Here is a 26,192-nt window from a genome sequence, read left to right as displayed (position 1 = left end):
GTCAATGAAAATTTACGGAACTATTGATGAGAGTTTGGTGTCTTTATGTGTCTGACAGGCATCTTTCCATTCAAACTACCGTTTCGCTACCGTCAAAGTGCTACAAATATAAAGATTTAGTTTCAAAAAGAAAAAATGTGTAACAAGATGTTATTTTTGTGCAACTTTGTGAACAGCGTCAAACTTCGGATACCCTTGCCCCCAAAATTCTCGTTTTTATTTCTATTTATATGATTTTCTTATATTTAATTTTGCTAAGGTTATTTTTTCTCCGTAATACCGGAAAGTTTGGATTTTACAGGTAACGATTTTTGGACGTCTGGAGTGCCGTGCGAAAGGCTAAAAAATGTACTATTTAATCAGAAAATGCTAATCCACAATAAAATCACTGGTTATTTTTTATGCAAATGTATTGCAATGAAATATTACGTAACAGGTGGAGGGGATTGAAAGGTTGTGTTTAACGTGAGATGGGTATCCAGATAACATGAAAAGGGTATAAAAAAGGCCAGCAATGCTGGCCTTTGAAACAATAACGCACGTTTAGAAGGTGGCGTTACGCGGAGTACGCGGGAATGGAATAACATCACGGACGTTTTGCACGCCGGTGACGTAAGCGATCAGACGCTCGAAGCCCAATCCGAAGCCGGAATGCGGAACGGTACCGTAGCGACGCAGGTCGCGATACCACCAGTAATCCTCTTTGTTCAGACCCATTTCCAGCATACGGGCATCCAGCACGTCCAGACGTTCTTCACGCTGAGAACCACCGATGATTTCGCCGATTCCAGGAGCCAGAACGTCCATTGCAGCAACGGTTTTACCGTCTTCGTTAAGGCGCATATAAAACGCTTTGATATCTTTCGGGTAGTTTTTCACCACCACCGGCGCTTTAAAGTGCTCTTCAGCAAGATAACGTTCATGCTCGGAAGACAGATCCACACCCCAGTAAACCGGGTTTTCAAACTGTTTGCCGCATTTTTCCAGAATGCTTACCGCGTCGGTGTAATCCACCTGCGCGAAGTCAGCGTCAATGAAACGTTCCAGGCGTGAAATCGCGTCCTTGTCGACACGTTCAGCGAAGAATTTCATATCATCTGCACGCTCTGCCAGTACGGCTTTAAACGCGTATTTCAGCATCGCTTCAGCCAGGCCTGCAACATCGTTCAGGTCAGCGAACGCCACTTCTGGTTCCAGCATCCAGAACTCTGCCAGGTGACGACTGGTGTTAGAGTTTTCTGCACGGAACGTCGGACCAAAAGTATAAATTTTGGACAGAGCGCAGGCGTAGGTTTCACCGTTCAACTGACCGGAAACGGTCAGGAAGGCTTCCTTACCAAAGAAGTCTTTATCGAAATCGACTTTACCCTGATCGTTACGCGGCAGGTTTTCCAGATCCAGCGTAGAAACACGGAACATTTCACCGGCACCTTCCGTATCGGAAGCGGTGATCAGCGGAGTCGATACCCAAAAGAAACCCTGCTCGTGGAAGAAGCGATGCAGCGCTTGCGCCAGCGTATGACGTACGCGCGCTACCGCACCAATCATATTGGTGCGCGGACGCATATGCGCCACTTCACGCAGATACTCGATGCTGTGACGCTTAGCCGCCATTGGGTAGGTATCAGGATCTTCAACCCAGCCCGCGACTTCAACTTCAGTGGCCTGAATTTCAAAGCTCTGTCCTTGTCCAGGTGATGCAACGACTTTACCCGTTACGATAACTGAACAACCCGTCGTCAGGCGCAGTACGTCCTGATTGTAATTGGGCAGAGAATTATTGATGACGGCCTGTACAGGATCAAAGCAGGAACCGTCATAAACGGCGAGGAAGGAGATGCCAGCTTTTGAATCTCGGCGGGTACGCACCCATCCGCGCACGGTGACTTCGCTGTCAACGGCTACGCGGCCCTGGAGTACGTCGGCTACAGGCACAACGCTCATAATATTCTCTCTGTTAATAGTCGGATATATAAACACATGTCCACCCATAATGGGGGGGATACCTATGTTACCTGGCATCTGCAATCAGACAAGCAGAATTCGTAGCTGGAGTGAAAGATTTCGGAAATAAACGCGAATAAGGGAGCCAAAATGGCTCCCTGGAAGGATTAACTGGCTTTTTTAATATGCGGGAGATCGAAGGCTTTGCGCAGTGCACGAACAAATGCTTTATCGTGGCAGATGGTTTTACCCGGGCTGTCAGATAACTTCGCCACTGGTTTGCCGTTACATTCCACCAGCTTAATTACGATATTAAGCGGCTTAACCTGTGGAATGTCGCATGTTAGCCGTGTCCCAATACCAAAACTCAACTGTACGCGGGAAGAGAAGTGGCGGTAGAGTTCAATCGCTTTTTTCAGATCGAGGTTATCTGAAAAGACCAGCGTTTTGCTCAACGGATCAATACCCAGTTTTTCATAATGGGCGATGGCTTTTTCACCCCATTCCACCGGATCGCCTGAGTCATGGCGTAATCCCTGGTAGCGGGTCGCAAACTCAACGCCAAAGTCGCGTAAAAATGCGTCCATGGTGATGCAATCGGTCAATGCAATGCCGAGTTGATCAGGATACTCATTTAACCAGGCGGCCAGGGCTACACGTTGGCTGGTGGCAAGTTCAGGACTGATTTGCTGATGAGCCTGGAACCACTCATGCGCCTGCGTACCCATTGGGGTTAATGACAGGCGGCGGGCCAGATCGTAGTTACTGGTACCGACAAACCAGGGCTCTTGCTGCAGGCGTTTAACGATAGCCTGCTGTACTTCGCGCGAAAAACGACGACGCGTACCGAAATCCATCAAATGGAAGCGGGACATATCGACATCTTTCGTTAAAGCAGAGAATTCTACTAGTTTGCTATCCAGTTCATCGAGTGCCTGCGGGACACCTGATTCAGGTGAGCGGTAACGGTGCACCAGTTCGCTAATCACCGCTAACAGCGGGACTTCCCAAATGATCACTTCACGCCACGGACCGGTTAAGCGGATGTTTAGCTTACCGTTATCATTGGTGACGCAAACCTGTTCCGGGTTATAGCGGAAATCACGTAACCAGGTGAGGTAATCAGCTTTAAAGAAAGGCAGGCCGGAGAGCCACTGGTACTCATCCTCCTGCAGTCGCAGGTGCTGCATAGCATTCACCTGCTCACGAATAGAATCGGCATAAATACCGAGCAGGTCATCGCCACGGCAACGAAATTCAGCCGCTACTTGTACGTCATAGTAGTGGTGAAAAACGGCTTGCTGCATATGCAACTTATAAGCGTCTGTATCCAGCAGCGAGTGCAGAACAGGAGAAGCGAATTGTGTCATAGGTGCGCAGTAGCATCCTCTCACGGGAGCGTTTAGTACAATAAACAACTAAGAAAACCGCTGGAGTATACCCTGTTTAGCGATTTATTGAACCCCGATCACACCATAAGCTCTCTTTCTGGTCGAGGGCAATTCGTGCCACGTGTTATAAAAATGTAGCAAAAAGGGTGTTTGTGCCTGAAAAGATGAACATTCTGCGTAGCGCGATTTACGCAACAGGAATAGACTGAAGCCGAGACTCTATTAAAGATGCTAAAGGTTTTTTTATGACACAACAGCCACAAGCCAAATACCGTCACGACTATCGTGCGCCGGATTACCAGATTACTGATATTGATTTGACCTTTGACCTGGATGCTGAAAAAACCGTGGTCACCGCAGTGAGCCAGGTTGTCCGTCATGGCGCGTCCGACGCGCCCCTGCGCCTGAATGGCGAAGATCTGACCCTGGTGTCGATCCACGTAAACGACGAGCTGTGGACAGAGTATAGAGAAGAAGAGGGCGCTCTGGTCATCAATCAACTGCCGGAACGTTTTACGCTGCGTATCGTGAATGAAATTAGCCCAGCGGCGAATACCGCGCTGGAAGGGCTGTACAAGTCAGGCGATGCGCTGTGTACCCAGTGCGAAGCAGAAGGTTTCCGCCATATTACCTGGTATCTTGATCGCCCGGACGTGCTGGCGCGTTTTACTACCAAAATAATCGCCGATAAAACGCAATATCCGTTCCTGCTCTCCAACGGTAACCGCGTGGCGCAGGGTGAACTGGAAAATGGTCGCCACTGGGTTCAGTGGCAGGATCCATTCCCGAAACCGTGCTATTTATTTGCGCTGGTGGCCGGTGATTTTGACGTCCTGCGCGATACTTTTACTACCCGCTCAGGGCGTGAAGTAGCACTGGAACTGTACGTCGATCGCGGTAACCTGGACCGCGCGCCATGGGCGATGACCTCGCTGAAAAACTCCATGAAATGGGATGAAGAGCGCTTTGGCCTCGAGTATGACCTCGACATCTATATGATTGTCGCTGTGGATTTCTTCAACATGGGCGCGATGGAGAATAAAGGTCTGAACATCTTTAACTCCAAATACGTGCTGGCGCGTACCGATACCGCCACCGACAAAGATTACCTCGATATTGAGCGCGTCATCGGTCACGAATATTTCCATAACTGGACCGGCAACCGCGTGACCTGTCGCGACTGGTTCCAGTTGAGCCTGAAAGAGGGTTTAACTGTGTTCCGCGATCAGGAGTTCAGTTCCGATCTCGGCTCACGTGCGGTAAACCGCATCAGCAATGTGCGTACCATGCGCGGTCTGCAGTTTGCTGAGGACGCCAGCCCGATGGCGCATCCTATCCGCCCGGATATGGTCATCGAAATGAACAACTTCTATACCCTGACCGTGTACGAGAAGGGTGCGGAAGTGATTCGTATGATCCACACCCTGCTGGGTGAGGCTAACTTCCAGAAAGGGATGCAGCTGTACTTTGAGCGTCACGACGGTAGCGCTGCAACCTGTGATGATTTTGTGCAGGCGATGGAAGATGCGTCTAACGTTGATCTCTCCCATTTCCGCCGCTGGTACAGTCAGTCCGGTACGCCGATTCTGACCGTGCGTGATGACTATAACCCATCAACTGAACAGTACACGCTGACCATTAGCCAGCGCACGCCGGCCACGCCGGATCAGGCTGAAAAACAACCGCTGCATATTCCATTCGCTCTCGAGTTGTATGACAACGAAGGGAAAGTGATCCCGCTACAAAAAGGCGGGCACCCGGTGAATTCCGTACTCAACGTCACCCAGGCAGAGCAGACGTTTGTCTTTGATAACGTCTACTTCCAGCCGGTTCCGGCGCTGCTGTGCGAATTCTCCGCGCCGGTAAAACTGGAATATAAATGGAGCGATCAGCAACTGACCTTCCTGATGCGTCACGCGCGTAATGATTTCTCTCGTTGGGACGCGGCGCAAAGCCTGCTGGCGACCTACATTAAGCTCAACGTTGCTCGCCATCAGCAGGGACAACCGCTGTCGTTGCCGGTACACGTGGCCGATGCATTCCGCGCAGTTTTGCTGGATGAGAAAATCGATCCGGCGCTGGCGGCAGAGATCCTGACGCTGCCTTCAGTAAATGAAATTGCCGAACTGTTCGACATCATTGATCCGGTGGCGATAACCGAAGTACGCGAAGCGTTAACCCGCACGCTGGCGGCCGAGCTGGCGGATGAATTCCTCGCCATCTATAACGCTAATCATCTTGATGAGTACCGCGTTGAGCATGCCGATATTGGCAAGCGTACGCTGCGTAACGCCTGCCTGCGATTCCTGGCTTTTGGCGAAACCCATCTGGCTGACACGCTGGTAAGCAAGCAGTACCGTGAAGCGAACAATATGACCGATGCGCTGGCGGCGCTATCCGCGGCAGTCGCGGCGCAGCTTCCTTGTCGTGACGCGTTGATGCAGGAGTATGACAATAAGTGGCACCATGACGGTCTGGTGATGGATAAATGGTTTATCCTGCAATCCACCAGCCCGGCTAGAAACGTGCTGGAAACGGTACGCGGCCTGTTGAAGCATCGCTCTTTTAGCATGAGTAACCCAAACCGCATCCGTTCTCTGATCGGTGCCTTCGCGGGCAGCAACCCGGCAGCATTCCATGCGGAAGATGGTAGCGGTTATCAGTTCCTGGTTGACATGCTGACTGAGCTCAACAGCCGTAACCCTCAGGTGGCGTCACGTCTGATTGAGCCGCTGATTCGCTTAAAACGTTATGATGCAAAACGTCAGGCGAAGATGCGTGCGGCGCTAGAACAGCTGAAAGGTCTGGAGAATCTGTCAGGCGATCTGTTCGAAAAGATCTCTAAAGCGTTAGCCTGATAATATTGCCGGATGGGTCCGGCCTACCATTCACGCGTAGGCCGGATAAGCGGTAGCGCCATCCGGCATTTTTAACCTTGCTTGCGTAGCTGAACTTCATTGTCGCCACGCTGCATCACCCGGTTCAACACCTCGGCTTCCAGTTCTGTCAAACGCACGGAACCAATCCGGCGAGGTCGTGCAATATCCACCGTTAAATCCAGCCCGATTTTTCCGTCCTCAATCAGCAAAACGCGATCGGCCATTGCTACCGCTTCGCTGACGTCATGGGTGACCAACAGTACGGTAAAGCCGTGCTCTTGCCATAAAGAGACGATCAGCTCCTGCATTTCAAGGCGGGTTAAGGCATCCAGTGCGCCGAGGGGTTCATCCAGCAGCAGCAGACCAGGACGATGAATTAATGCCCGGGCCAGGGCCACGCGCTGTTTTTGTCCGCCAGAAAGCGCTGCGGGCCACTCCTGAGCACGATTCTCCAGTCCAACGGCGGCCAGCGCATCTCGGGCCGCATTGTGCCAGTGACCTTTCAGACCCAGACCGACGTTATCGATAACCGTCTTCCATGGCAGCAAACGCGCATCCTGAAACATCATACGCGTATCATCCTGAATTTCCGCCAGTGGGGTGGTTCCGGCAAGTAATGCGCCTGAGGTGGGCGACTCCAACCCTGCCAGCAGACGCAGCAACGTGCTTTTACCACCACCGCTGCGGCCAACCACGGCAACGAATTGCCCGGCCTGTATATGCAAATCTAACTGATTGAGCACCGTATTGGCGGCGTATTGTTTTGTCACGGCGCTCAGCAACAGCGGCGTACCCTGGTTCAAGCGAGCGGTATTCATACGGTAGCCTCCTTTATATGGTAAGCCGGGTGCCAGCGCAGCCAGACTCGCTCCAGCAATTGGGCGCTGACGTCGGCAAGTTTGCCGAGTAAGGCGTAGAGAATAATGGCCACCACGACCACATCGGTTTGCAGAAATTCGCGGGCGTTCATCGCCAGGTAGCCAATACCGGCATTGGCTGAAATGGTTTCTGCGACGATAAGCGTCAGCCACATCAGCCCGAGAGCGAAACGCACGCCGACCATAATTGAGGGCAGGGCGCCAGGGAGGATGACATGAACAAACAGTGAAAAGCCGGACAACCCATAGCTACGCGCCATTTCTACCAGCCCACGATCGATATTACGGATCCCATGCCAGGTGTTGATGTAAATCGGGAACAGCGTGCCCAACGCAACGAGAAAGATCTTGGCGGATTCATCAATGCCGAACCACAAAATCACCAGCGGGATCAGCGCCAGATGCGGTACGTTACGCAGCATCTGCACCGAGGTATCCAGCAGGCGTTCTCCCCAACGCGAAAGACCGCTGATCAGTCCCAGCGTCAGGCCAATCGATCCACCGATGGAGAATCCGATCAGCGCGCGCCAGGAACTGATGGCCAGATGCTGCCAAAGCTCGCCGCTGGCGGAAAGCGTCCAGAAGGCTTCGATAACACCCTCCGGAGAGGGCAGTATGCGGTTGGACAGCCAGCCCATTGATGATGCGAGCTGCCAGAGCGCCACCAGACCTACCGGTAAAAACCAGGGCGCGAGGCGCAATAACCATCTGTTTTTCGTCGTTGCCATTAGCCGCTCCTTAGCTTTGTGCGACTTTGCGCGGGATGAATTCATTCGCAACCGCTTCGCCTTGCTGTTGCAGGCGCTGTGGTTGCGGAATTTCGGGTATCGCGACATCCAGATGCGGGAACAGTAGCTCACCAACCCTGTATGCCTCTTCCAGATGCGGATACCCGGACAGCACAAAGCTGTCGATTCCCAGCGCGGCATACTCGTTAATACGTGCTGCGACCGTAGGACCGTCTCCAACCAGTGCGGTCCCTGCGCCACCGCGTACCAGTCCTACCCCTGCCCACAGGTTCGGACTAATTTCCAGTTTGTCGCGTTTACCGTTGTGCAGTGCAGCCATTCGCTGCTGACCAACCGAATCCGTTTTTGAGAAAGCGGCCTGGGCTTTGGCGATGGTATCGTCATCCAGATGGACTATCAGACGATCCGCTGCCTGCCATGCCTCGTGCGTTGTCTCTCGTACGATCACATGCAGACGAATACCGAAGCGAATCTTACGCCCGAGCGCCGCTGCTTTGGCCCGCACCTGTTCAATCTTCGCTTTCACCTGTTCGGGCGGCTCGCCCCAGGTCAGGTAGAGATCAACCTGTTCTGCAGCAAGATCTTGTGCGACATCAGACGAGCCGCCGAAATAAAGCGGTGGTCGGGGTTGTTGTACGGGAGGGAAAAACAGCTTCGCGCCGCGGACGTGAATATGTTTGCCGTTGAAATCCACCGTTTCACCTTGCAGCAAGCGCCGCCAGACCTGAGTAAATTCAGCAGAGGCTTCATAGCGCTCGGTGTGATCGAGGAACACGCCGTCGCCTGCCAGCTCCTGTGGATCGCTGCCGGTCACCAGGTTAAATAACGCCCGGCCATTTGAGAGTCTGTCGAGCGTTGCAGCCTGACGTGCGGCAACCGTTGGCGAGGTAACGCTTGGACGCAGCGCGACCAGAAACTTTAATCGCTGGGTGACCGGGATCATCGAGGCGGCGACCAGCCAGGCATCTTCGCAAGAGCGACCAGTTGGGATCAGAACGCCGGTAAACCCAAGACGATCGGCCGTTTGCGCGATTTGTTGCAGATAACCGTGATCGACAGGGCGCGAACCTTCTTCCGTTCCAAGATAATGACCGTCACCATGGGTGGGTAAAAACCAAAACATGTTCAGACTCATAATTTTTCTCCTGCCTGCTGAGTGGGTTGCCAGATACGCTGGCGAATATCGATTTTTTTCGGCACCAGACGGTTGTCATAAAACAGATCGGCGGTTTGTTGTTGCAGGGCTGCAACAGAGGCGTTGACTGGCACAATGGTGGTTGGCGGACGGTGATCCAGATAAGACGCAATCACCGGTTCTGGCAGTCCCATGGTTTTGGCCAGCAGGGTAATACTTTGCTGGCGCTGGCTGAGGGTTAACGCATCGGCCTGGCTAAAGGTATCCAGTACGCCAAGAACAAATGCGCCATTTTTCTCGGCATAGGGACGGGCGGCGAGATAAAACGAACCGGTTTGCTTGAGGTCTGAGCCGTCTTTTAGCACGCGTACATCACCTTGCAGTAACGCGGCGGAATAATAGGGGTCCCAGATAGCCCATGCATCAACGTTTCCTTGCTGAAAGGCTGCTCGCGCGTCGGCGGGAGTCAGATAGGTCGGTTGAATATCGGTAAATTTCAGTCCGGCCTGCTGCAGCGCCCGGAGCAGTAAATTGTGGGCGCTGGACCCTTTCTGGAAGGCGACTTTATGTCCTTTAAGCTGCGCGACGCTCTGGAACGGGCTATTTTTCGGCACCAGAATCACTTCGGCTTTCGGCTTGGGCGGCTCGACGCCCACGTAAACCAGATCGGCTCCGGCAGCCTGGGCGAAAATTGGCGGAATATCACCGGTGCTGCCGAGATCGATACTGCCGATGTTGAGCGCTTCCAGCATTTGCGGCCCAGCCGGGAATTCGACCCACGAGATTTTAGTCTGCGGATAGCGTTTCTCCAGTAGCTGATGGCTTTTGGCCAGCACCATACTGACGCTTCCTTTCTGGTAACCAATACGCAGGGCATCGGGGGCCGATTCTGCGGCATGCCCCAGAGTTGACAACGACAACAACCCACTCAGTGCCAGCCATGACGTGTGACGCTTGAGAAGATCAAGCATGGGCGGCACCTCGCAGGGTGTTCAGTTGAGGAAGTTGGACATCGCGACGATGCAACGCCAGCCAGAAGGTATCAAGCGCACTGTCCAGACGCTGCTGAAGGTTGGGCGTAAACTGAGGTTTATGTTGATAATCAATTACCTGCGAATCATCGGCAAACACACCGTGCAGGATCTCCTGGGCCTTTAATGCGCTCAGTACCGGTTTCAGCGCGTAATCGACGGCAAGCAAATGCGCCACGCTGCCGCCGGTAGCCAACGGCAAAACTACTTTCCCTTCCAGCGCTCGCTCGGGGAGCAGATCGAGCAGGGTTTTCAGGGCGCCAGAGTAAGCGGCTTTATAGACCGGCGTGGCGACAATCAGCCCGTCTGCATCCTGCAATTGTTCGCTAAATGTCTTCAACGCCGGACTGTCAAAACGGGCATAGATTAGGTCTTCCGGGGCAAAGTTATGCAGGTTCCAGTGAAAGACTTCGACATCATGACCGTTTAGTTTTTCTCGGGCATATTCCAGTAACGCGCTGGAGCGAGAGGGAAAGCGTGGGCTTCCCGCCAGAGTAATGACGCGCATAATTTTAATCTCCCCTTATAACTAATTGTTTGCTTTTGCTTAACATTGATAACAATTTATGCAGTCTGGCAGAGAGATTTTGTTTATCGAAATGATTTATACGGGATAGAAAAGTCGAAAAATAAATATACCCGTCATACTTCAAGTTGCATGTGCGTTGGCTTTCCTCGCTCACCCCAGTCACGTACTGGTGTACGTTCCTGGGGATTTGCTGCGTCGCCGCCTTCCTGCAATTCGAATTATTTAGGGTGTAAAAAGCAGGGGCGAGGAAAACGATTGCTATTTATTGCCGCAGGTCAATTCCCTTTTTGCTCGCGATCGCACATAATACGCCCCCGGTTTGCACACCGGGAATCCAGGAGAGTTCATGTACTACCCCTTCGTTCGTAAAGCCCTTTTTCAGCTCGATCCAGAGCGCGCTCATGAATTGACATTCCAGCAATTACGTCGCATTACCGGCACACCGCTTGAAGCGCTTGTGCGCCAGAAAGTACCGGCAAAACCGGTTACCTGTATGGGGTTGACGTTTAAGAATCCGCTCGGGCTTGCTGCCGGACTGGATAAAGACGGGGAGTGCATTGATGCGCTCGGCGCGATGGGATTTGGTTCCATTGAGATTGGTACCGTGACGCCACGCCCTCAGCCGGGTAACGATAAACCGCGTCTGTTCCGTCTGGTCGATGCAGAAGGTTTGATCAACCGTATGGGGTTTAATAACCACGGGGTTGATAACCTGGTTGAGAACGTTAAAAAATCGCATTTTGACGGTATTCTGGGGATTAATATTGGTAAGAATAAAGATACCCCAGTAGAGAACGGCAAAGATGACTATCTGATTTGTATGGAAAAAGTCTATGCTTATGCGGGTTATATCGCTATTAATATCTCTTCACCGAATACGCCGGGATTACGTACGCTGCAATACGGCGAGGCGCTAGACGATCTCCTGACGGCAATTAAAAATAAGCAAAATGATCTGCAAACGATCCACCATAAATATGTTCCAGTGGCAGTAAAGATCGCGCCGGATCTTTCTGTGGAAGAACTGATCCAGGTTGCTGACAGTTTAGTTCGTCATAATATTGATGGCGTAATTGCGACTAACACTACGCTCGATCGTTCTCTCGTTCAAGGAATGAAAAATTGCGATCAAATGGGTGGCCTGAGCGGTCGACCGTTACAATTAAAAAGTACAGAAATTATTCGCCAGTTGTCTCAGGAATTAAAAGGCCAGCTGCCGATTATTGGTGTTGGTGGTATCGACTCGGTGATTGCTGCACGTGAGAAAATAGCTGCTGGTGCAACCCTCGTACAGATTTATTCGGGCTTTATTTTTAAAGGTCCGCCGTTGATAAAAGAAATCGTCAGCAATATCTGAATGCTACCTTAATCACAAACCAGGGCTTTATTTCTAGCCCTGGTTGTTTTATATTCCTTTACTGTTGCTTATTTAAACATTCTGAGCTTTTATTATTAGGGCAATAAACGAAGCGGCAAAAGGATACTGTCGTAACGGTGATGATTAAGGAAAGGAGAGAAACTGATGCGAATTAAACCCGACGATAACTGGCGCTGGTATTATGATGAAGAGCACGATCGTATGATGCTCGATTTAGCCAATGGCATGTTATTCCGTTCGCGTTTTGCTCGTAAAATGCTCACTCCTGATGCATTTTCTCCGTCAGGTTTTTGTGTTGATGACGCCGCGCTTTATTTTTCCTTTGAAGAAAAATGTCGCTACCTGGATTTAGCCAAAGAACAAAAAGCGGAACTGGTGCTCAATGCGCTGGTGGCGATTCGTTATCTCAAACCGCAAATGCCGAAAAGCTGGCACTTTGTTGCACACGGTATTAACTGGTCGCCGGTCGTGGGTGACGCTGCCTGTGTTGATTTAAGCGATACCGATGAACAGGTAAACCTGTTAGTGGTTGAGCCGGGTGAAAACGCCGCGCTTTGTCTGCTTGCGCAACCTGGTGTGGTTATCGCCGGGCGTACGATGCAGCTTGGCGATGCGATTAAAATAATGAATGACAGACTGAAACCGCAGGCCGTTGTTGACAGTTTCAGCCTTGAGCAGGCAGTTTAGCTCTCCAGCCTGATTGCCGTTTTGGGAACACAACTGCAGCACAGAATCGTTCCGTCGTCCCCTATCGCTGATTTCTTCAACGGGCTAACTTCGCCATCTACCAGTCGAATTCGACAGCATCCGCAAATGCCTGCCCGGCATGAATAGGGAACCCGGATACCCTGGTTTTCCAACTGCTCAAGCAATACCTGCTGATTATTTCCGCGAAAGGTCTGTCCCTGCCAGTCAATCAGCACCGTGGCATCAGGCTGCTGCTCGGCGACGGTATCATCAGATTCCGCTGCGCCGTACGCCCTGGCGGGGCCGGTTGCCAAAATCTCTATCTCATCGCCGACGCGAATAACGCCACTGTTGCGTGCGATAAGATTCTGGCCGAAATCGACATCGCCGTTATCTACCGCAGTACGGAAGGTTTGCAGTGTTGCGAGCGGTTCGCCGGATGGATGTTTCTGGCCTTTTTCCGGGCTAACGGTAGTGAAAATACAGCGGCTACAGGGTTTTGCAACATCAAAAATGACGTCGCCAATACGAATCACTTTCCAGGTATCTTCTTCCCAGGCGCCAGCTCCCGAAACCACCAGATTGGGGCGAAACTGTTCCATTTTGACGCTTGCCGGAGAGCGCTGTTGCACATCGCGCAGAGATGCTTCGTTGGCCAGCAGATAGGGATAACCATCAGCGAAGGATAAAGGAACATCAACATGTCGTTTTACACGGCGCGTCAGCTGCGGACCGACCCAGCGTAACTGCACGTCACGGGAGAAAAAACTGCTAAGCCACTGGTTAATAGCCACTGGCGCAATGCGCGCGGTAAAATGATTACCCCATACTTCAGTTGGCGCATCCTGGGTGGCGAAGTCGACAAATCGTACGAGCGCACTGCTGCCGTCTGGGGCCGTAAGATGCAGCCCATCGTGGAATGGGGAAGGCGTAAAACGGACCATTTGTGGGAACTGGCGGGCGGTTATGAACGTTCCATCAGGTTCAGTGATCATAAATATACGGTCAAAGGCGAGACCGCTAATATCTGCCAGGGCATGCGTAAGCCCAATGCCGCGCATTGATTTAACCGGATGAATAAAAAGTCGGGTTAACGTGACCACTGTACAGCCCCTCGAATGAAAATAAGCCTTCAACTTTATGACATACAGCCCATATTAGCTATAATGCGCAGCAATTTTCTCGGAGTAAAAGTGACATTATGAATTCTCTGTTTGCCAGTACGGCCCGCGGGCTGGAAGAGCTGTTAAAAACTGAACTGGAAAACCTCGGCGCGCTGGAGTGTCAGGTCGTTCAGGGTGGGGTCCATTTTAAGGGCGACACGCGGCTTGTTTACCAGAGCCTGATGTGGAGTCGCCTGGCCTCGCGCATTATCCTGCCGATGGGAGAGTGCAAGGTCTACAGCGATCTTGATCTGTACCTCGGCGTTCAGGCAATCGACTGGACAGAGATATTTAACCCTGGTGCTACGTTTGCCGTTCATTTTAGCGGCCTGAACGAAACCATTCGTAACAGCCAGTACGGCGCGCTAAAGGTCAAGGATGCGATTGTCGATGCATTTACCCGTAAAAATATGCCGCGTCCGAATGTGGATCGTGAATCTCCGGATCTGCGCATCAACGTCTGGTTGAACAAAGATACCGCCAGCATTGCGCTCGATCTGAGCGGTGATGGTTTGCACCAGCGTGGCTATCGCGATCGCGCGGGTCAGGCACCGATTAAAGAAACGCTGGCCGCCGCTATTGTTATGCGTTCTGGCTGGCAACCGGGAACCCCGTTACTCGATCCGATGTGTGGTTCCGGCACACTGCTGATTGAAGCGGCGATGTGGGCAACCGATCGCGCGCCGGGCCTGCACCGCGGGTACTGGGGCTTCAGCGGTTGGGCGCAGCACGACGAAGCCGTCTGGCAAGAAGTTAAAGCCGAAGCGCAGGTGCGTGCGCGTAAGGGACTGGCTGACTATACCTCGCATTTTTATGGATCCGACAGCGATGCGCGAGTGATTGAAAAAGCGCGCAGTAACGCTCGCCGCGCCGGTATCGCCGATCTGATGACGTTTGACGTTAAAGATGTCGCCAAACTGAGCAATCCGTTGCCGAAAGGACCGTATGGGACAGTTATCAGTAACCCGCCTTACGGCGAACGTCTGGATAGCGAACCGGCGCTGATTGCCCTGCACAGCTTGCTGGGCCGTACGATGAAAAACCAGTTTGGCGGCTGGAATTTGTCGCTGTTCAGCGCCTCTCCGGATCTGCTCAGCAGCCTGCAATTACGTGCCGACAAGCAGTTCAAGGCGAAAAACGGCCCGCTGGATTGTGTGCAGAAAAACTATCACGTTGCAGAGACCACCGCGGACAGCAAGCCTGCCACGGTCGCGGAAGATTATGCTAACCGCCTGCGCAAGAACATCAAGAAACTGGAAAAATGGGCGCGTCAGGAAGGCATTGAATGTTATCGCCTGTATGACGCTGATCTGCCGGAATACAACGTTGCTGTGGATCGTTACGGTGAGTGGGTCGTGGTTCAGGAATATGCTCCACCGAAGACCGTTGATGCGCAAAAAGCGCGCCAACGCCTGTTTGACATTATTGCCGCAACGCTGTCAGTACTGGAAATCGCGCCCAATAAACTGGTGCTGAAAACCCGTGAACGCCAGAAAGGCAAGAATCAGTATCAGAAGATGAATGAGAAGGGTGAATTCATTGAGGTAAGCGAGTACAACGCGCGCCTGTGGGTGAACCTGACTGACTACCTTGATACGGGTTTATTCCTCGATCACCGTATTGCGCGCCGTATGCTGGGGCAGATGAGTAAAGGTAAGGACTTCCTTAACCTGTTCTCCTACACCGGCAGCGCCAGCGTACATGCAGGATTGGGCGGTGCGCGTAGCACCACGACGGTTGATATGTCGCGTACCTATCTGGAATGGGCGGAACGCAACCTGCGTCTGAACGGCCTGAGCGGTCGCGCTCACCGTTTAATTCAGGCCGATTGCCTGGGCTGGTTGCGTGATGCCAATGAACAGTTTGATCTGATTTTCATCGATCCACCGACGTTCTCTAACTCAAAACGTATGGAAGACTCGTTTGATGTGCAGCGCGATCATCTGGCGCTGATGAAAGATCTGAAACGTCTGCTGCGTAAAGACGGCACGATCATGTTCTCCAACAACAAACGTGGGTTCCGTATGGATCTCGACGGTTTGGCTGAACTGGGATTGAAAGCACAAGAAATCACCCAAAAAACGCTTTCCCAGGACTTTGCCCGTAACCGTCAGATCCACAATTGCTGGCTGATTACCGCAGCCTGAAAGGAAAATTAAATGTCATTAATCAGTATGCATGGTGCATGGCTGTCGTTCAGCGATGCCCCGCTTCTTGATAATGCTGAACTGCATATCGAAGATAACGAGCGGGTCTGTCTGGTTGGCCGTAATGGCGCGGGCAAATCGACGCTGATGAAGATCCTGAACCGTGAACAGGGTCTTGACGATGGGCGTATTATTTATGAGCAGGATCTGGTTGTGGCGCGTCTGCAGCAGGATCCGCCGCGCAACGTGCAGGGTAGCGTCTACGATTTTGTCGCCGAAGGGATTGCAGAACAGGCGGTTTACCTCAAGCGTTATCACGATATCTCGCATCTGGTGATCGCCGATCCGAGTGATAAAAACCTCCAGGAACTGGCGAAGGTTCAGGAACAGCTGGATCACCACAATCTGTGGCAGCTGGAAAACCGTATTAATGAAGTACTGGAACAGCTTGGCCTGGAAGCAGACATGGAGCTGGCATCGCTTTCCGGCGGCTGGCTACGTAAGGCGGCGCTGGGCCGCGCGTTAGTGAGCAACCCGCGCGTGCTGCTGTTAGATGAACCGACGAACCACCTGGATATTGAAACCATTGACTGGCTGGAAGGGTTCCTGAAAACCTTCAATGGGACAATTATTTTCATTTCCCATGACCGTTCATTTATCCGCAATATGGCGACGCGCATTGTCGATCTTGACCGCGGCAAGCTGGTGACCTATCCGGGGAGTTACGATCAGTATCTGCTGGATAAAGAAGAAGCGTTGCGCGTAGAAGAGTTACAAAACGCGGAATTTGACCGCAAGTTGGCGCAGGAAGAAGTCTGGATCCGTCAGGGTATCAAAGCGCGTCGTACGCGTAACGAAGGTCGCGTGCGCGCACTGAAAGCCATGCGTCGCGAGCGTGGCGAACGTCGCGAAGTGATGGGCACAGCGAAGATGCAGGTCGAAGAGGCTAGCCGTTCAGGCAAGATTGTTTTCGAAATGGAGAATGTGGATTACCAGGTTGACGGAAAGCAGCTGGTGAAAGATTTCTCCGCGCAGGTGCAGCGTAGCGACAAGATCGCGCTAATCGGACCTAACGGCTGCGGCAAAACAACGCTGCTGAAGTTGATGTTAGGTCAGCTTCAGGCTGACAGCGGACGCATTCACGTCGGTACCAAGCTGGAAGTGGCCTATTTCGATCAGCACCGCGCCGAACTGGATCCCGATAAAACCGTGATGGACAACCTGGCTGAAGGTAAGCAAGAGGTGATGGTTAACGGTAAACCTCGCCATGTGCTGGGTTACCTGCAGGACTTCCTGTTCCATCCAAAACGTGCGATGACGCCAGTACGTGCGCTCTCTGGCGGGGAACGTAATCGCCTGTTATTGGCGCGTTTGTTCCTGAAACCCAGCAATCTGTTGATTCTCGATGAACCAACGAACGATCTTGACGTCGAAACGCTGGAACTGCTCGAAGAGTTGATTGATAGCTACCAGGGCACCGTGCTGCTGGTGAGCCACGACCGTCAGTTTGTCGATAATACCGTGACCGAATGCTGGATCTTCGAAGGCGGCGGTAAAATTGGTCGTTATGTCGGCGGTTATCATGATGCGCGCAGTCAACAATCGCAGTATGTGGCGTTTAAGCAGCCAGTTGCGAAAAAAACAGAGGAGCCAGCCGCTCCTAAAGCAGAAATTGTCAAACGCGGCACCAGCAAACTAAGCTATAAACTGCAGCGCGAACTGGAGCAGCTCCCCGCGTTGCTTGAAGAACTGGAAGCTAAGCTGGAAGCCTTACAGGCTCAGGTTGTTGACGCCGCGTTTTTCAGTCAGCCTCACGAGCAAACGCAACAGGTGTTAGCTAATTTGAACGAAGCGGAACAAGAACTTGAGCAAGCCTTTGAGCGCTGGGAGTATCTTGAGTCTTTGAAGAATGGCGCATAATTAAAGGAGCACCTATGTGCGAACATCACCATGCCGCGAAGCATATTTTGTGCTCGCAGTGTGACATGCTGGTGGCGTTACCTCGCCTTGAGCATGGTCAGAAAGCGGCATGTCCACGATGTGGCACTACGTTAACCGTTGAGTGGGACGCGCCCCGGCAGCGTCCCACTGCCTATGTTTTAGCCGCACTATTTATGCTGCTGCTGTCAAACCTCTTTCCCTTTGTGAATATGAACGTCGCAGGGGTGAGTAGTGAAGTGACGTTGCTGCAAATTCCCAGCGTGCTCTTTTCTGAAGATTACGCCAGTCTCGGCACCTTCTTTATCTTATTCGTTCAGCTGGTTCCGGCCTTTTGCCTGCTGACGATCCTGCTACTGGTAAACCGGGTTCAGATGCCCGAGCGGCTTAAAGCATGGCTGGCGCGCATTTTGTTTCAGTTAAAAAGCTGGGGAATGGCAGAAATCTTCCTCGCCGGCGTGCTGGTGAGCTTTGTTAAGCTGATGGCCTACGGCGATATCGGCGTGGGCAGCAGCTTTATTCCGTGGTGCTTCTTTTGCGTTTTACAGTTGCGTGCATTTCAGTGCGTTGACCGTCGCTGGCTATGGGATGATATTGCGCCAATGCCTGTCATAAAGCAGGCCTTAAAACCTGGCGTGCCTGGTATTCGACAGGGACTGCGTTCCTGCTCTTGCTGCACTGCAATACTTCCCGCTGATGAACGGGTGTGCCCACGTTGTCAGACGAAAGGTTATGTGCGGCGTAAAAACAGTCTGCAATGGACGTTGGCATTACTGTTTACGTCAATCATGCTTTATCTTCCTGCCAATATTCTGCCGATTATGATTACCGATTTGCTCGGGTCAAAGCTGCCGTCAACCATACTTGAGGGGGTGGTTTTAATCTGGAGCGAAGGCTCGTATCCGGTGGCTGCGGTTATCTTTATCGCCAGTATTATGGTGCCGACGTTGAAAATGATCGCCATTGCCTGGCTATGCTGGGACGCCAAAGGGCACGGCAAACGCGACAGTGAACGTATGCACCTGATTTATGAAGTTGTGGAATTTGTCGGTCGCTGGTCAATGATTGACGTATTTGTGATTGCGGTACTCTCTGCGCTGGTGCGCATGGGAGGGTTAATGAACATTTATCCTGCAATGGGTGCTTTGATGTTTGCTTTAGTCGTCATTATGACAATGTTTTCTGCGATGACATTTGATCCGCGTCTGTCGTGGGATCGTGAACCAGAACCAGGCCATGAGGAGTCCTGACAGCATGGAATCTAAAAGTGGGGAAGCCAAAGTGCAAAAGGTAAAAAACTGGTCGCCCGTGTGGATATTTCCTATCGTCACTGCACTCATTGGCGCGTGGGTTCTGTTTTATCATTACAGTCATCAGGGGCCACAGGTCACGCTTATTACCACCAATGCCGAAGGTATTGAAGGGGGCAAAACGACGATTAAGAGCCGCAGTGTGGACGTCGGCATCGTTGAGAGCGCAACCCTGACTGATGATCTGACCCATGTGGAGATTAAAGCGCGTCTTAACTCCGGAATGGAAAAGCTGCTGCATAAAGATTCTGTCTTTTGGGTGGTGAAGCCGCAGGTTGGACGTGAAGGTATAAGTGGGCTCGGCACGCTATTGTCCGGGGTTTATATTGAACTGCAGCCTGGCAATAAAGGCAGTAAGCTGGAAAATTACCAACTGCTGGATTCACCGCCGCTGGCCCCGCCAGATGCAAAAGGGATCCGTGTGATTCTGGACAGCAAAAAAGCCGGTCAGTTGAGTCCGGGCGATCCGGTGCTTTTTCGCGGCTATCGTGTAGGTTCGGTTGAAACCAGCACATTTGATGCGCAAAAGCGTACGATCAGCTATCAGCTTTTCATTAATGCGCCTAACGATCGTCTGGTGACCAGTAATGTGCGTTTCTGGAAAGACAGCGGGATCGCCGTAGATCTTACCTCAGCAGGTATGCGCGTAGAAATGGGTTCGCTCTCCACGCTGTTTGGCGGTGGTGTAAGTTTTGATGTGCCAGAAGGTTTAGAGCAGGGCGAGCCGGTCGCACAACAGTCAGCGTTTAATCTTTATGACGATCAAAAAAGTATTCAGGATTCACTGTATACCGATCATATCGATTATCTGATGTTCTTTAAAGATTCGATTCGTGGCCTGCAGCCTGGTGCGCCGCTGGAATTCCGTGGCATCCGCTTGGGTACGGTGAGTAAAGTACCTTTCTTCTCACCGAATATGCGCCAGGTGTTCAACAATGATTACCGCATTCCGGTGCTGGTACGCATCGAACCAGAACGTCTGAAGGCGCAGCTGGGCGAAGATACTGATGTTGGTGCTCATCTGGCGGAATTGCTTAAACGTGGATTACGGGCATCGCTCAAAACCGGGAACCTGGTGACCGGCGCGCTGTATGTCGATCTCGACTTCTACCCGAAAGAGCCGCCGATTACTGGTGTGCGTGAATTTAATGGTTATCAAATTATTCCGACCGTGAGCGGTGGTCTGGCGCAGATCCAACAGCGTCTGATGGAAGCGTTGGATAAGATTAATAATCTGCCGCTGAACCCGATGATTGAGCAGGCAACCAATACGCTGTCGGAAAGCCAGCGCACGATGAAGCATCTGCAAACCACGCTGGATAACATGAACAAGATCACGTCCAGCCAGTCGATGCAGGATCTTCCGGCGGATATGCAGAACACGCTGCGTGAACTAAATCGTAGCATGCAGGGCTTCCAGCCTGGTTCCGCGGCCTACAACAAGATGGTGGCAGATATGCAGCGTCTTGATCAGGTGCTACGTGAACTGCAACCGGTACTGAAAACGCTGAACGATAAGAGTAATGCGCTGGTATTTGAAGCGAAGGACAAAAAAGATCCAGAGCCGAAGAGGGCGAAACAATGAAAAAGTGGCTAGTGGTGATGATGGCGGTCTGGCTGACGTCATGCAGCTCCAGCGGAGAGAATAAAAGCTATTACCAGCTCCCTATCGCACAAGGCGGTGTGCAGAGCTCCGCCAATCAGGGAAACCGTCTGCTGTGGGTTGAACAGATTGCGGTACCTGATTATCTGGCCGGTAATGGGGTGGTTTACCAGACCAGCGATGTGCAATATGTTATAGCCAATAATAATCTCTGGGCCAGCCCATTAGATCAGCAATTGCGCAATACGCTGGTTGCTAACCTCAGCATGCAGTTGCCTGGCTGGGTTGTTGCTTCGCAGCCGCTGGGAAGCACTCAGGACACGCTGAATGTCACCGTAACCGGCTTCCACGGTCGGTACGATGGTAAGGTTATCGTGAGTGGTGAATGGTTGCTGAATCATCAGGGACAACTGATCAAACGTCCATTCCACATCGAAGCTGTACAGACTAAAGACGGCTACGATGAGATGGTGAAGGTTCTTGCCAACGCCTGGAGTCAGGAAGCGACGGCTATTGCTCAAGAGCTGAAACGCATCCCATAAGCTTAAATAATTGTAAATTATGCCGCCCCTGGCTCACCGCCCGGGGCGGTTTTTTTTATTTTTTTAGCCGTGGAGATAGCTGTTCTGACTGACTATTTTTGTACAAATGATTTAGAGGCTAGCTCACAAATATGACACTGGCGTGAATTTTGCGCATTGACGAGCCTAATGTTTAGGGGTATTCGTTTAGTGTGATTGCACACTTAGTAATCACTGTTTTCTTTTCCACCAGACCAAAAAATGAGGGAAACGAGGCATGAAGAGACAAAAACGAGATCGCCTGGAACGGGCACATCAACGTGGATATCAGGCCGGCATTGCCGGACGCTCAAAAGAAATGTGTCCCTATCAGACGCTGAATCAGAGGTCATACTGGCTGGGAGGCTGGCGAGAAGCCATGGGGGATAGGGTTTTAATGGCCTGATTCTGTCTCTTTAGATAAAAGAAACCTCCGCAGAGCGGAGGTTTCGCCTTTTTGCACACCAGATAAAACGGAGAAACGTTAATGTCTGGCTGCTACGCCGTCCTGGATTAGAACGCGGAAGTGTCCTGGAACAGACCCACTTTCAGATCGTTTGCGGTGTAGATCAGGCGACCATCAACCAGCACTTCACCATCAGCCAGGCCCATGATCAGGCGACGGTTAACGATACGTTTGAAGTGAATGCGGTAAGTGACTTTCTTCGCAGTCGGCAGAACCTGGCCGGTGAATTTAACTTCACCTACGCCCAGCGCACGGCCTTTACCTTCGCCGCCCAGCCAGCCGAGATAGAATCCAACCAGCTGCCACATGGCGTCGAGACCCAGGCAGCCCGGCATCACCGGATCGCCAATAAAGTGACAACCGAAGAACCACAGGTCTGGGTTGATATCCAGTTCAGCTTCAACATAACCTTTGTCAAAGTTGCCACCGGTTTCGGTCATCTTGATGACACGGTCCATCATCAGCATGCTTGGTGCTGGCAGTTGTGGCCCTTTTGCGCCAAACAGCTCACCGCGACCAGAGGCAAGAAGGTCTTCTTTCGTATAGGATTCGCGTTTATCTACCATGTTCTCTGTAAGCCTTATTTTATTGAAGCACGCAGGATAGCTAACACGTGTACGCTGAACAAGTCCGATCAGTTCGGAATAATCCAGTTCAGCCAACGTAGCGGCCATGGAAAACGGTGACGACCTTCCTGTTGCGTAGCGGTGGCAATACGCTCCTGAATGGTTTGCATCAGCGTTGTCTGGCCTTCGCCATCCCACACCAGATTTAACAACAGTGGCAGCGCATCAGTTACGTCATCCACCGCCCAGATAGTGAATTTTTCTTCTTCTATGGCCTGTAGCAGCGCGGGATGCAGGCTGAGGTGTCTGACGTTAGCCGAAGGAATGATAACGCCCTGCGTGCCCGTCAGCTCACGCTGCTGGCAGATGGCGAAGAAACCTTCAATTTTCTCATTCAGACCACCGACAGGTTGCGCCCGACCAAACTGATCGACAGAACCGGTAATGGCGATACTTTGATTAACAGGCACGTCGGCGAGGGCGCTGATCAATGCGCACAGTTCTGCCATAGACGCGCTGTCACCGTCCACTTCGCTGTAAGATTGCTCAAAGGTCAGCGAGGCAGAGAAGGGAATTTGCTGCTCAAGCTGGAGTTCCGACATCAGGAACGCCTGCATAATCATCATACCCTTGGCATGAATATTTCCGCCGAGCTCGGCTTTGCGCTCAATGTCCGTAAACTCGCCGTCGCCAATATGCACGACGCAACTGATACGAGAAGGTTCGCCAAATGCGCGTGGGTGGCCTGGAAACTCAATCACCGACAAGGCGTTGATCTGGCCAATACGCTCGCCTTCTGTCTCGATAAGGATCTGCTCTTGCAGAATTTCATCCTGCATGCGTTCAGCCAGGAATCCCTCACGCCATTCGCGCTGAGCCAGCATCAGGCTGAACTGCTCAGCGTTGCAGGTTTCGCTCTCGCATAACGGGGCCACCTCTTTGAACTGTCTGGTGATCCACAGCGGGTTAAGAGGCAATGTATCCTGTTCACCGGTATAGCGAACGGCTTCACGGATCAAAACCTGCCAGGCATCAGGAGCGGGGTAAGGCAAATTATTGCGCATGGCAGTATGCGTGACCCACTGACACCACTGCGTCATGGTTTCGGCATCCACTATCTGCAGATTATCTTCAAACTCGCTGTAAATGGCCTGTTCAGCCAACTCTGGTTCCATGTCCTGGAAATCCGCCAGCGATTCACGCTCGCCCACCAAAATCACTTTCAGTTTAAGCGGCATAGGCGGAACAGAGACAGGCAGCGGGCGAGACTCATCAAAAGCCACCCAATCAAAACGCTCGTGGCTGACAATGGCTTTCAGACGCATCCACAACAGCGGTTGGGCCAACAGCGTGCGCAATGAGATAACCAGCACACCCCCATTGGCCTGATGTACCAGACCTGGCTGCAGCGTAATTTCGCCATTGAACTGACGTAGACAGCCAAACAGTTGTTCAGCTTCGGCCCAGTCAGCGCTGACCACCTGCGTCAACGTCGCAAAATTGTCTTCCGCTTTTTCAGCTGTACGATAACGAATAGTGTGACCGGAGATGTCGTAATGGCCGCCAGTCAGGCTTCCTGCATCCGTGTGCAAGGGACGTGCAGCCTTTGCAATAAGGTTGAGATACTCAAGCTCCTCCGGTGCTTTCACCAACATGAACGAGGATGTTGTCCAGTGCTGAAGAAGCTGCTCTAGCGCGAATTGTAAACGTGGCTGAGTATCACTAAGTAAGGTGTCGGTGTCGTCAGTGACGTGCGGCTGTGCAAATACTTCCTGATAACTGTCGGTATCAGGAACCAGATCACGCCATGCAAGTTTCGTAATGGTCAAAGTTGATGTTTTTTAGTCTGTTGTAAAAAACGAGATTATACCGTAACCCTCACCACTAAACACCTGGAAAGCGCCGCGAAACGGTTGTGATGACGCGCGGCAGTTCACAGGCTGGATATTCTTTTCTTCAGATGCCGAAAAAGCTGATATTCTGATAAGAGTTACACGGTAACATTGAGATCGCAATGAAATATCAACAACTTGAAAATCTTGAAAGCGGATGGAAATGGAAGTACCTGGTGAAGAAGCATCGCGAGGGGGAGTTGATTACCCGCTATGTGGAAGCCAGCGCTGCCAAAGAAGCCGTTGATTTGTTGCTAACCCTCGAAAATGAACCGGTTCGGGTCAACGCCTGGATTGAAGAATACATGAACCCTGCACTGCTCAATCGTATGAAGCAAACGATCCGGGCGAGGCGTAAGCGGCACTTTAATGCAGAACATCAACATACGCGTAAGAAATCTATCGATCTGGAGTTTATGGTCTGGCAGCGTCTGGCAGGTCTTGCGCAGCGGCGCGGAAAAACACTTTCTGAAACTATAGTGCAGCTGATTGAAGACGCAGAGCATAAAGAGAAGTACGCGAACAAAATGTCGACATTGAAGCAGGATTTACAGGCGTTGCTGGGAAAAGACTAGCGGTTGGCTGGTGTAACAAGAGGCTTGTTTTGAGTGGAAACAGATGAAAAAAAACCCCGCATAGCGGGGTTTTTTTATAAGACGATAACTTAAGCCTGAGGCTGAGTTACAACGTCTTTGATGCCTTTAACTTCGATCTCAACACGACGATCCGGAGCCAGGCAGTCGATCAGTGCAGCGCGAGCTTTCACGTTGTCACAGGTGTTGCCAGTAACTGGGTTGGATTCACCCATGCCACGTGCAGAGATTTTGTCAGAAGGAATACCTTTAGAGATCAGGTAATCAACAACGGACTGAGCACGTTTCTCGGACAGACCCTGGTTGTAAGCGTCAGAACCGATGCGGTCAGTGAAGCCCAGAACCACTACGGAACCGTCTTTCGGATCCAGGTTGCTCAGCTGGCTGTACATCTGGTCCAGAGCCTGCTGGCCTTCTGGTTTCAGAGTTGCTTTGTTGAAGTTGAACAGAACGTCAGACTTCAGAGTGAAGTGCTTGGTCTGTACTTCTGGAGCCGGAGCCGGAGCAACAACTACTGGAGCTGCTTCTTCCTGCTGGCCGAAACGGTAAGAAACACCAACGCTCAACAGGCCGTTATCCGGACGACCACCAACGGTGTTCGCGTCACCGATGTTGTTGGTCCACTGATATTCCAGACGGGTAGCGATTTCAGGAGTAATTGCATACTCTACGCCACCAGCGAATACTGGGGATACACCAGTGTCGTGGTCTTTGAAGCCTTGGTTGTTTTTAGCGTCTGCACGCCAAACCATACCACCCAGACGGGTATAAACGTCCAGATCGTCAGTGATTGGGTAACCCAGTTTAGCGGTCAGCTGAACGCCCTGAGCTTTGAATGCGCCATTTTCAGTGTTGCCTTTGTACGGCATACGACCTAACCAGTCGTAACCCATTTCAAAACCAACGTACGGGTTAACCTGATAACCACCGAACGCACCAGCACCCAGTTGGCTTTCGTGGGTCGGTCCGTTGTTGTCGATCTGGTTGTTGCCAATGTCATGGTACTGAGACCAGCCCAGTTTAGCACCAGTATACCAGGTGTTATCTTTCGGAGCGGCCTGCGCCACGGTAGCGAAACCAGCCAGTGCCACTGCAATTGCGATAGCTGTCTTTTTCATTTTTTGCGCCTCGTTATCATCCAAAATTCGCCATGAATATCTCCGAAGAGAGATAACACGGTTAAATCCTTCACCCGGGGACCAGTTCAATAGTTGCTCTACCGATATCTGCGGCTTACGCCGAGCACCCCTGGCGATGTAAAGTCTACAACGTAGTTGAAAACTTACAAGTGTGAAGTCCGTCAGGCATATGAAAAAAAAAGGCTTGTATACATAATATTTAACATTTATTGAT

Annotated in this window: 21 protein-coding genes; 10 read left to right on the top strand and 11 right to left on the bottom strand. The window is 51.7% G+C overall.

Annotation, left to right across the window (positions count from 1 at the left end):
* Positions 1 to 543: 543 nt before the first annotated feature.
* Positions 544 to 1,944: an asparagine--tRNA ligase gene (gene asnS, locus GFB57_RS19305; RefSeq protein ID WP_003035832.1), complete on the bottom strand. Its 1,401-nt coding sequence runs from the start codon at positions 1,942 to 1,944 to the stop codon at positions 544 to 546.
* 167 nt (positions 1,945 to 2,111) lie between these two features.
* Positions 2,112 to 3,314, bottom strand: coding sequence for a nicotinate phosphoribosyltransferase (gene pncB, locus GFB57_RS19300; protein WP_290366873.1), 1,203 nt, complete (start codon positions 3,312 to 3,314; stop codon positions 2,112 to 2,114).
* Between the two features lie 266 nt (positions 3,315 to 3,580).
* Between pncB and pepN the strand changes: the two genes are divergently transcribed.
* Positions 3,581 to 6,193 carry an aminopeptidase N gene (pepN, locus tag GFB57_RS19295; protein WP_003035838.1) on the top strand — a complete coding sequence of 871 codons (2,613 nt, stop codon included), beginning with the start codon at positions 3,581 to 3,583 and terminating at the stop codon, positions 6,191 to 6,193.
* Positions 6,194 to 6,264: 71 nt separating this feature from the next.
* Here pepN and ssuB read toward each other — a convergent pair whose 3' ends face one another.
* From ssuB to ssuE, 5 genes are read right to left on the bottom strand one after another with little or no spacing between them, the layout of a single operon-like run.
* On the bottom strand, positions 6,265 to 7,032 hold the full coding sequence (gene ssuB, locus GFB57_RS19290) for an aliphatic sulfonates ABC transporter ATP-binding protein (protein WP_003035840.1): 768 nt from the start codon (positions 7,030 to 7,032) through the stop codon (positions 6,265 to 6,267).
* Positions 7,029 to 7,820, bottom strand: coding sequence for an aliphatic sulfonate ABC transporter permease SsuC (gene ssuC / locus GFB57_RS19285; RefSeq protein WP_003035843.1), 792 nt, complete (start codon positions 7,818 to 7,820; stop codon positions 7,029 to 7,031). The genes ssuB and ssuC overlap by 4 nt, the downstream gene beginning before the upstream one ends.
* A 10-nt stretch (positions 7,821 to 7,830) precedes the next feature.
* A complete protein-coding gene (ssuD, locus tag GFB57_RS19280; protein ID WP_003035845.1) occupies positions 7,831 to 8,976 on the bottom strand; it encodes an FMNH2-dependent alkanesulfonate monooxygenase in 1,146 nt (381 codons plus the stop codon).
* Positions 8,973 to 9,947: a sulfonate ABC transporter substrate-binding protein gene (locus GFB57_RS19275; RefSeq protein WP_003035847.1), complete on the bottom strand. Its 975-nt coding sequence runs from the start codon at positions 9,945 to 9,947 to the stop codon at positions 8,973 to 8,975. The genes ssuD and GFB57_RS19275 overlap by 4 nt, the downstream gene beginning before the upstream one ends.
* Positions 9,940 to 10,515: an NADPH-dependent FMN reductase gene (gene ssuE / locus GFB57_RS19270; protein WP_003035849.1), complete on the bottom strand. Its 576-nt coding sequence runs from the start codon at positions 10,513 to 10,515 to the stop codon at positions 9,940 to 9,942. The genes GFB57_RS19275 and ssuE overlap by 8 nt, the downstream gene beginning before the upstream one ends.
* Before the next feature lie 367 nt (positions 10,516 to 10,882).
* Between ssuE and pyrD the strand changes: the two genes are divergently transcribed.
* Entirely contained in the window at positions 10,883 to 11,893 is a 1,011-nt protein-coding gene (pyrD, locus tag GFB57_RS19265; protein ID WP_003035851.1) for a quinone-dependent dihydroorotate dehydrogenase, read from the top strand.
* Between the two features lie 165 nt (positions 11,894 to 12,058).
* Positions 12,059 to 12,601: a cell division protein ZapC gene (gene zapC, locus GFB57_RS19260; protein WP_003035852.1), complete on the top strand. Its 543-nt coding sequence runs from the start codon at positions 12,059 to 12,061 to the stop codon at positions 12,599 to 12,601.
* Here the strand turns inward: zapC and GFB57_RS19255 are convergent.
* Positions 12,598 to 13,704, bottom strand: coding sequence for a YcbX family protein (locus tag GFB57_RS19255; RefSeq protein WP_003035854.1), 1,107 nt, complete (start codon positions 13,702 to 13,704; stop codon positions 12,598 to 12,600). The two genes, zapC and GFB57_RS19255, sit on opposite strands and share 4 nt — an antisense overlap.
* Before the next feature lie 98 nt (positions 13,705 to 13,802).
* Between GFB57_RS19255 and rlmKL the strand changes: the two genes are divergently transcribed.
* The 6 genes from rlmKL to rmf all read left to right on the top strand — a co-directional run bounded on the left by rlmKL (position 13,803) and on the right by rmf (position 21,728).
* Entirely contained in the window at positions 13,803 to 15,911 is a 2,109-nt protein-coding gene (gene rlmKL / locus GFB57_RS19250; protein WP_003035856.1) for a bifunctional 23S rRNA (guanine(2069)-N(7))-methyltransferase RlmK/23S rRNA (guanine(2445)-N(2))-methyltransferase RlmL, read from the top strand.
* A gap of 12 nt (positions 15,912 to 15,923) precedes the next feature.
* Positions 15,924 to 17,831 carry an ABC transporter ATP-binding protein gene (locus tag GFB57_RS19245; RefSeq protein ID WP_003035859.1) on the top strand — a complete coding sequence of 636 codons (1,908 nt, stop codon included), beginning with the start codon at positions 15,924 to 15,926 and terminating at the stop codon, positions 17,829 to 17,831.
* Between the two features lie 14 nt (positions 17,832 to 17,845).
* On the top strand, positions 17,846 to 19,099 hold the full coding sequence (gene pqiA / locus GFB57_RS19240) for a membrane integrity-associated transporter subunit PqiA (RefSeq protein ID WP_003035862.1): 1,254 nt from the start codon (positions 17,846 to 17,848) through the stop codon (positions 19,097 to 19,099).
* A gap of 4 nt (positions 19,100 to 19,103) precedes the next feature.
* Entirely contained in the window at positions 19,104 to 20,744 is a 1,641-nt protein-coding gene (gene pqiB, locus GFB57_RS19235) for an intermembrane transport protein PqiB (protein WP_003035864.1), read from the top strand.
* Positions 20,741 to 21,304 (top strand): membrane integrity-associated transporter subunit PqiC, encoded by a 564-nt coding sequence (gene pqiC, locus GFB57_RS19230; RefSeq protein ID WP_003035868.1) that lies wholly within the window; start codon positions 20,741 to 20,743, stop codon positions 21,302 to 21,304. The genes pqiB and pqiC overlap by 4 nt, the downstream gene beginning before the upstream one ends.
* 256 nt (positions 21,305 to 21,560) lie before the next feature.
* Positions 21,561 to 21,728, top strand: a complete 168-nt coding sequence (gene rmf, locus GFB57_RS19225) for a ribosome modulation factor (RefSeq protein ID WP_003035871.1) — start codon at positions 21,561 to 21,563, stop codon at positions 21,726 to 21,728.
* A 107-nt stretch (positions 21,729 to 21,835) separates the two neighbouring features.
* Here the strand turns inward: rmf and fabA are convergent, their stop codons facing one another.
* Positions 21,836 to 22,354: a bifunctional 3-hydroxydecanoyl-ACP dehydratase/trans-2-decenoyl-ACP isomerase gene (fabA, locus tag GFB57_RS19220; protein ID WP_003035875.1), complete on the bottom strand. Its 519-nt coding sequence runs from the start codon at positions 22,352 to 22,354 to the stop codon at positions 21,836 to 21,838.
* A gap of 68 nt (positions 22,355 to 22,422) precedes the next feature.
* Positions 22,423 to 24,183 (bottom strand): Lon protease family protein, encoded by a 1,761-nt coding sequence (locus GFB57_RS19215; RefSeq protein WP_003035878.1) that lies wholly within the window; start codon positions 24,181 to 24,183, stop codon positions 22,423 to 22,425.
* Positions 24,184 to 24,368: 185 nt separating this feature from the next.
* Between GFB57_RS19215 and matP the strand changes: the two genes are divergently transcribed.
* Entirely contained in the window at positions 24,369 to 24,821 is a 453-nt protein-coding gene (gene matP / locus GFB57_RS19210) for a macrodomain Ter protein MatP (RefSeq protein ID WP_003035881.1), read from the top strand.
* Between the two features lie 89 nt (positions 24,822 to 24,910).
* Here the strand turns inward: matP and ompA are convergent, their stop codons facing one another.
* The gene (gene ompA, locus GFB57_RS19205; RefSeq protein ID WP_003035883.1) at positions 24,911 to 25,957 is read right to left on the bottom strand and encodes a porin OmpA; all 1,047 of its coding nucleotides are present in this window, start codon (positions 25,955 to 25,957) and stop codon (positions 24,911 to 24,913) included.
* Positions 25,958 to 26,192 lie beyond the last annotated feature (235 nt).

The sequence above is a fragment of the Citrobacter sp. S39 genome (assembly GCF_009495675.1).
Taxonomy (GTDB): Bacteria; Pseudomonadota; Gammaproteobacteria; order Enterobacterales; family Enterobacteriaceae; genus Citrobacter; species Citrobacter freundii.
The sequence above is the reverse complement of the archived record's forward strand: the minus strand, read 5'-3'. Positions and strand labels throughout refer to the sequence as shown.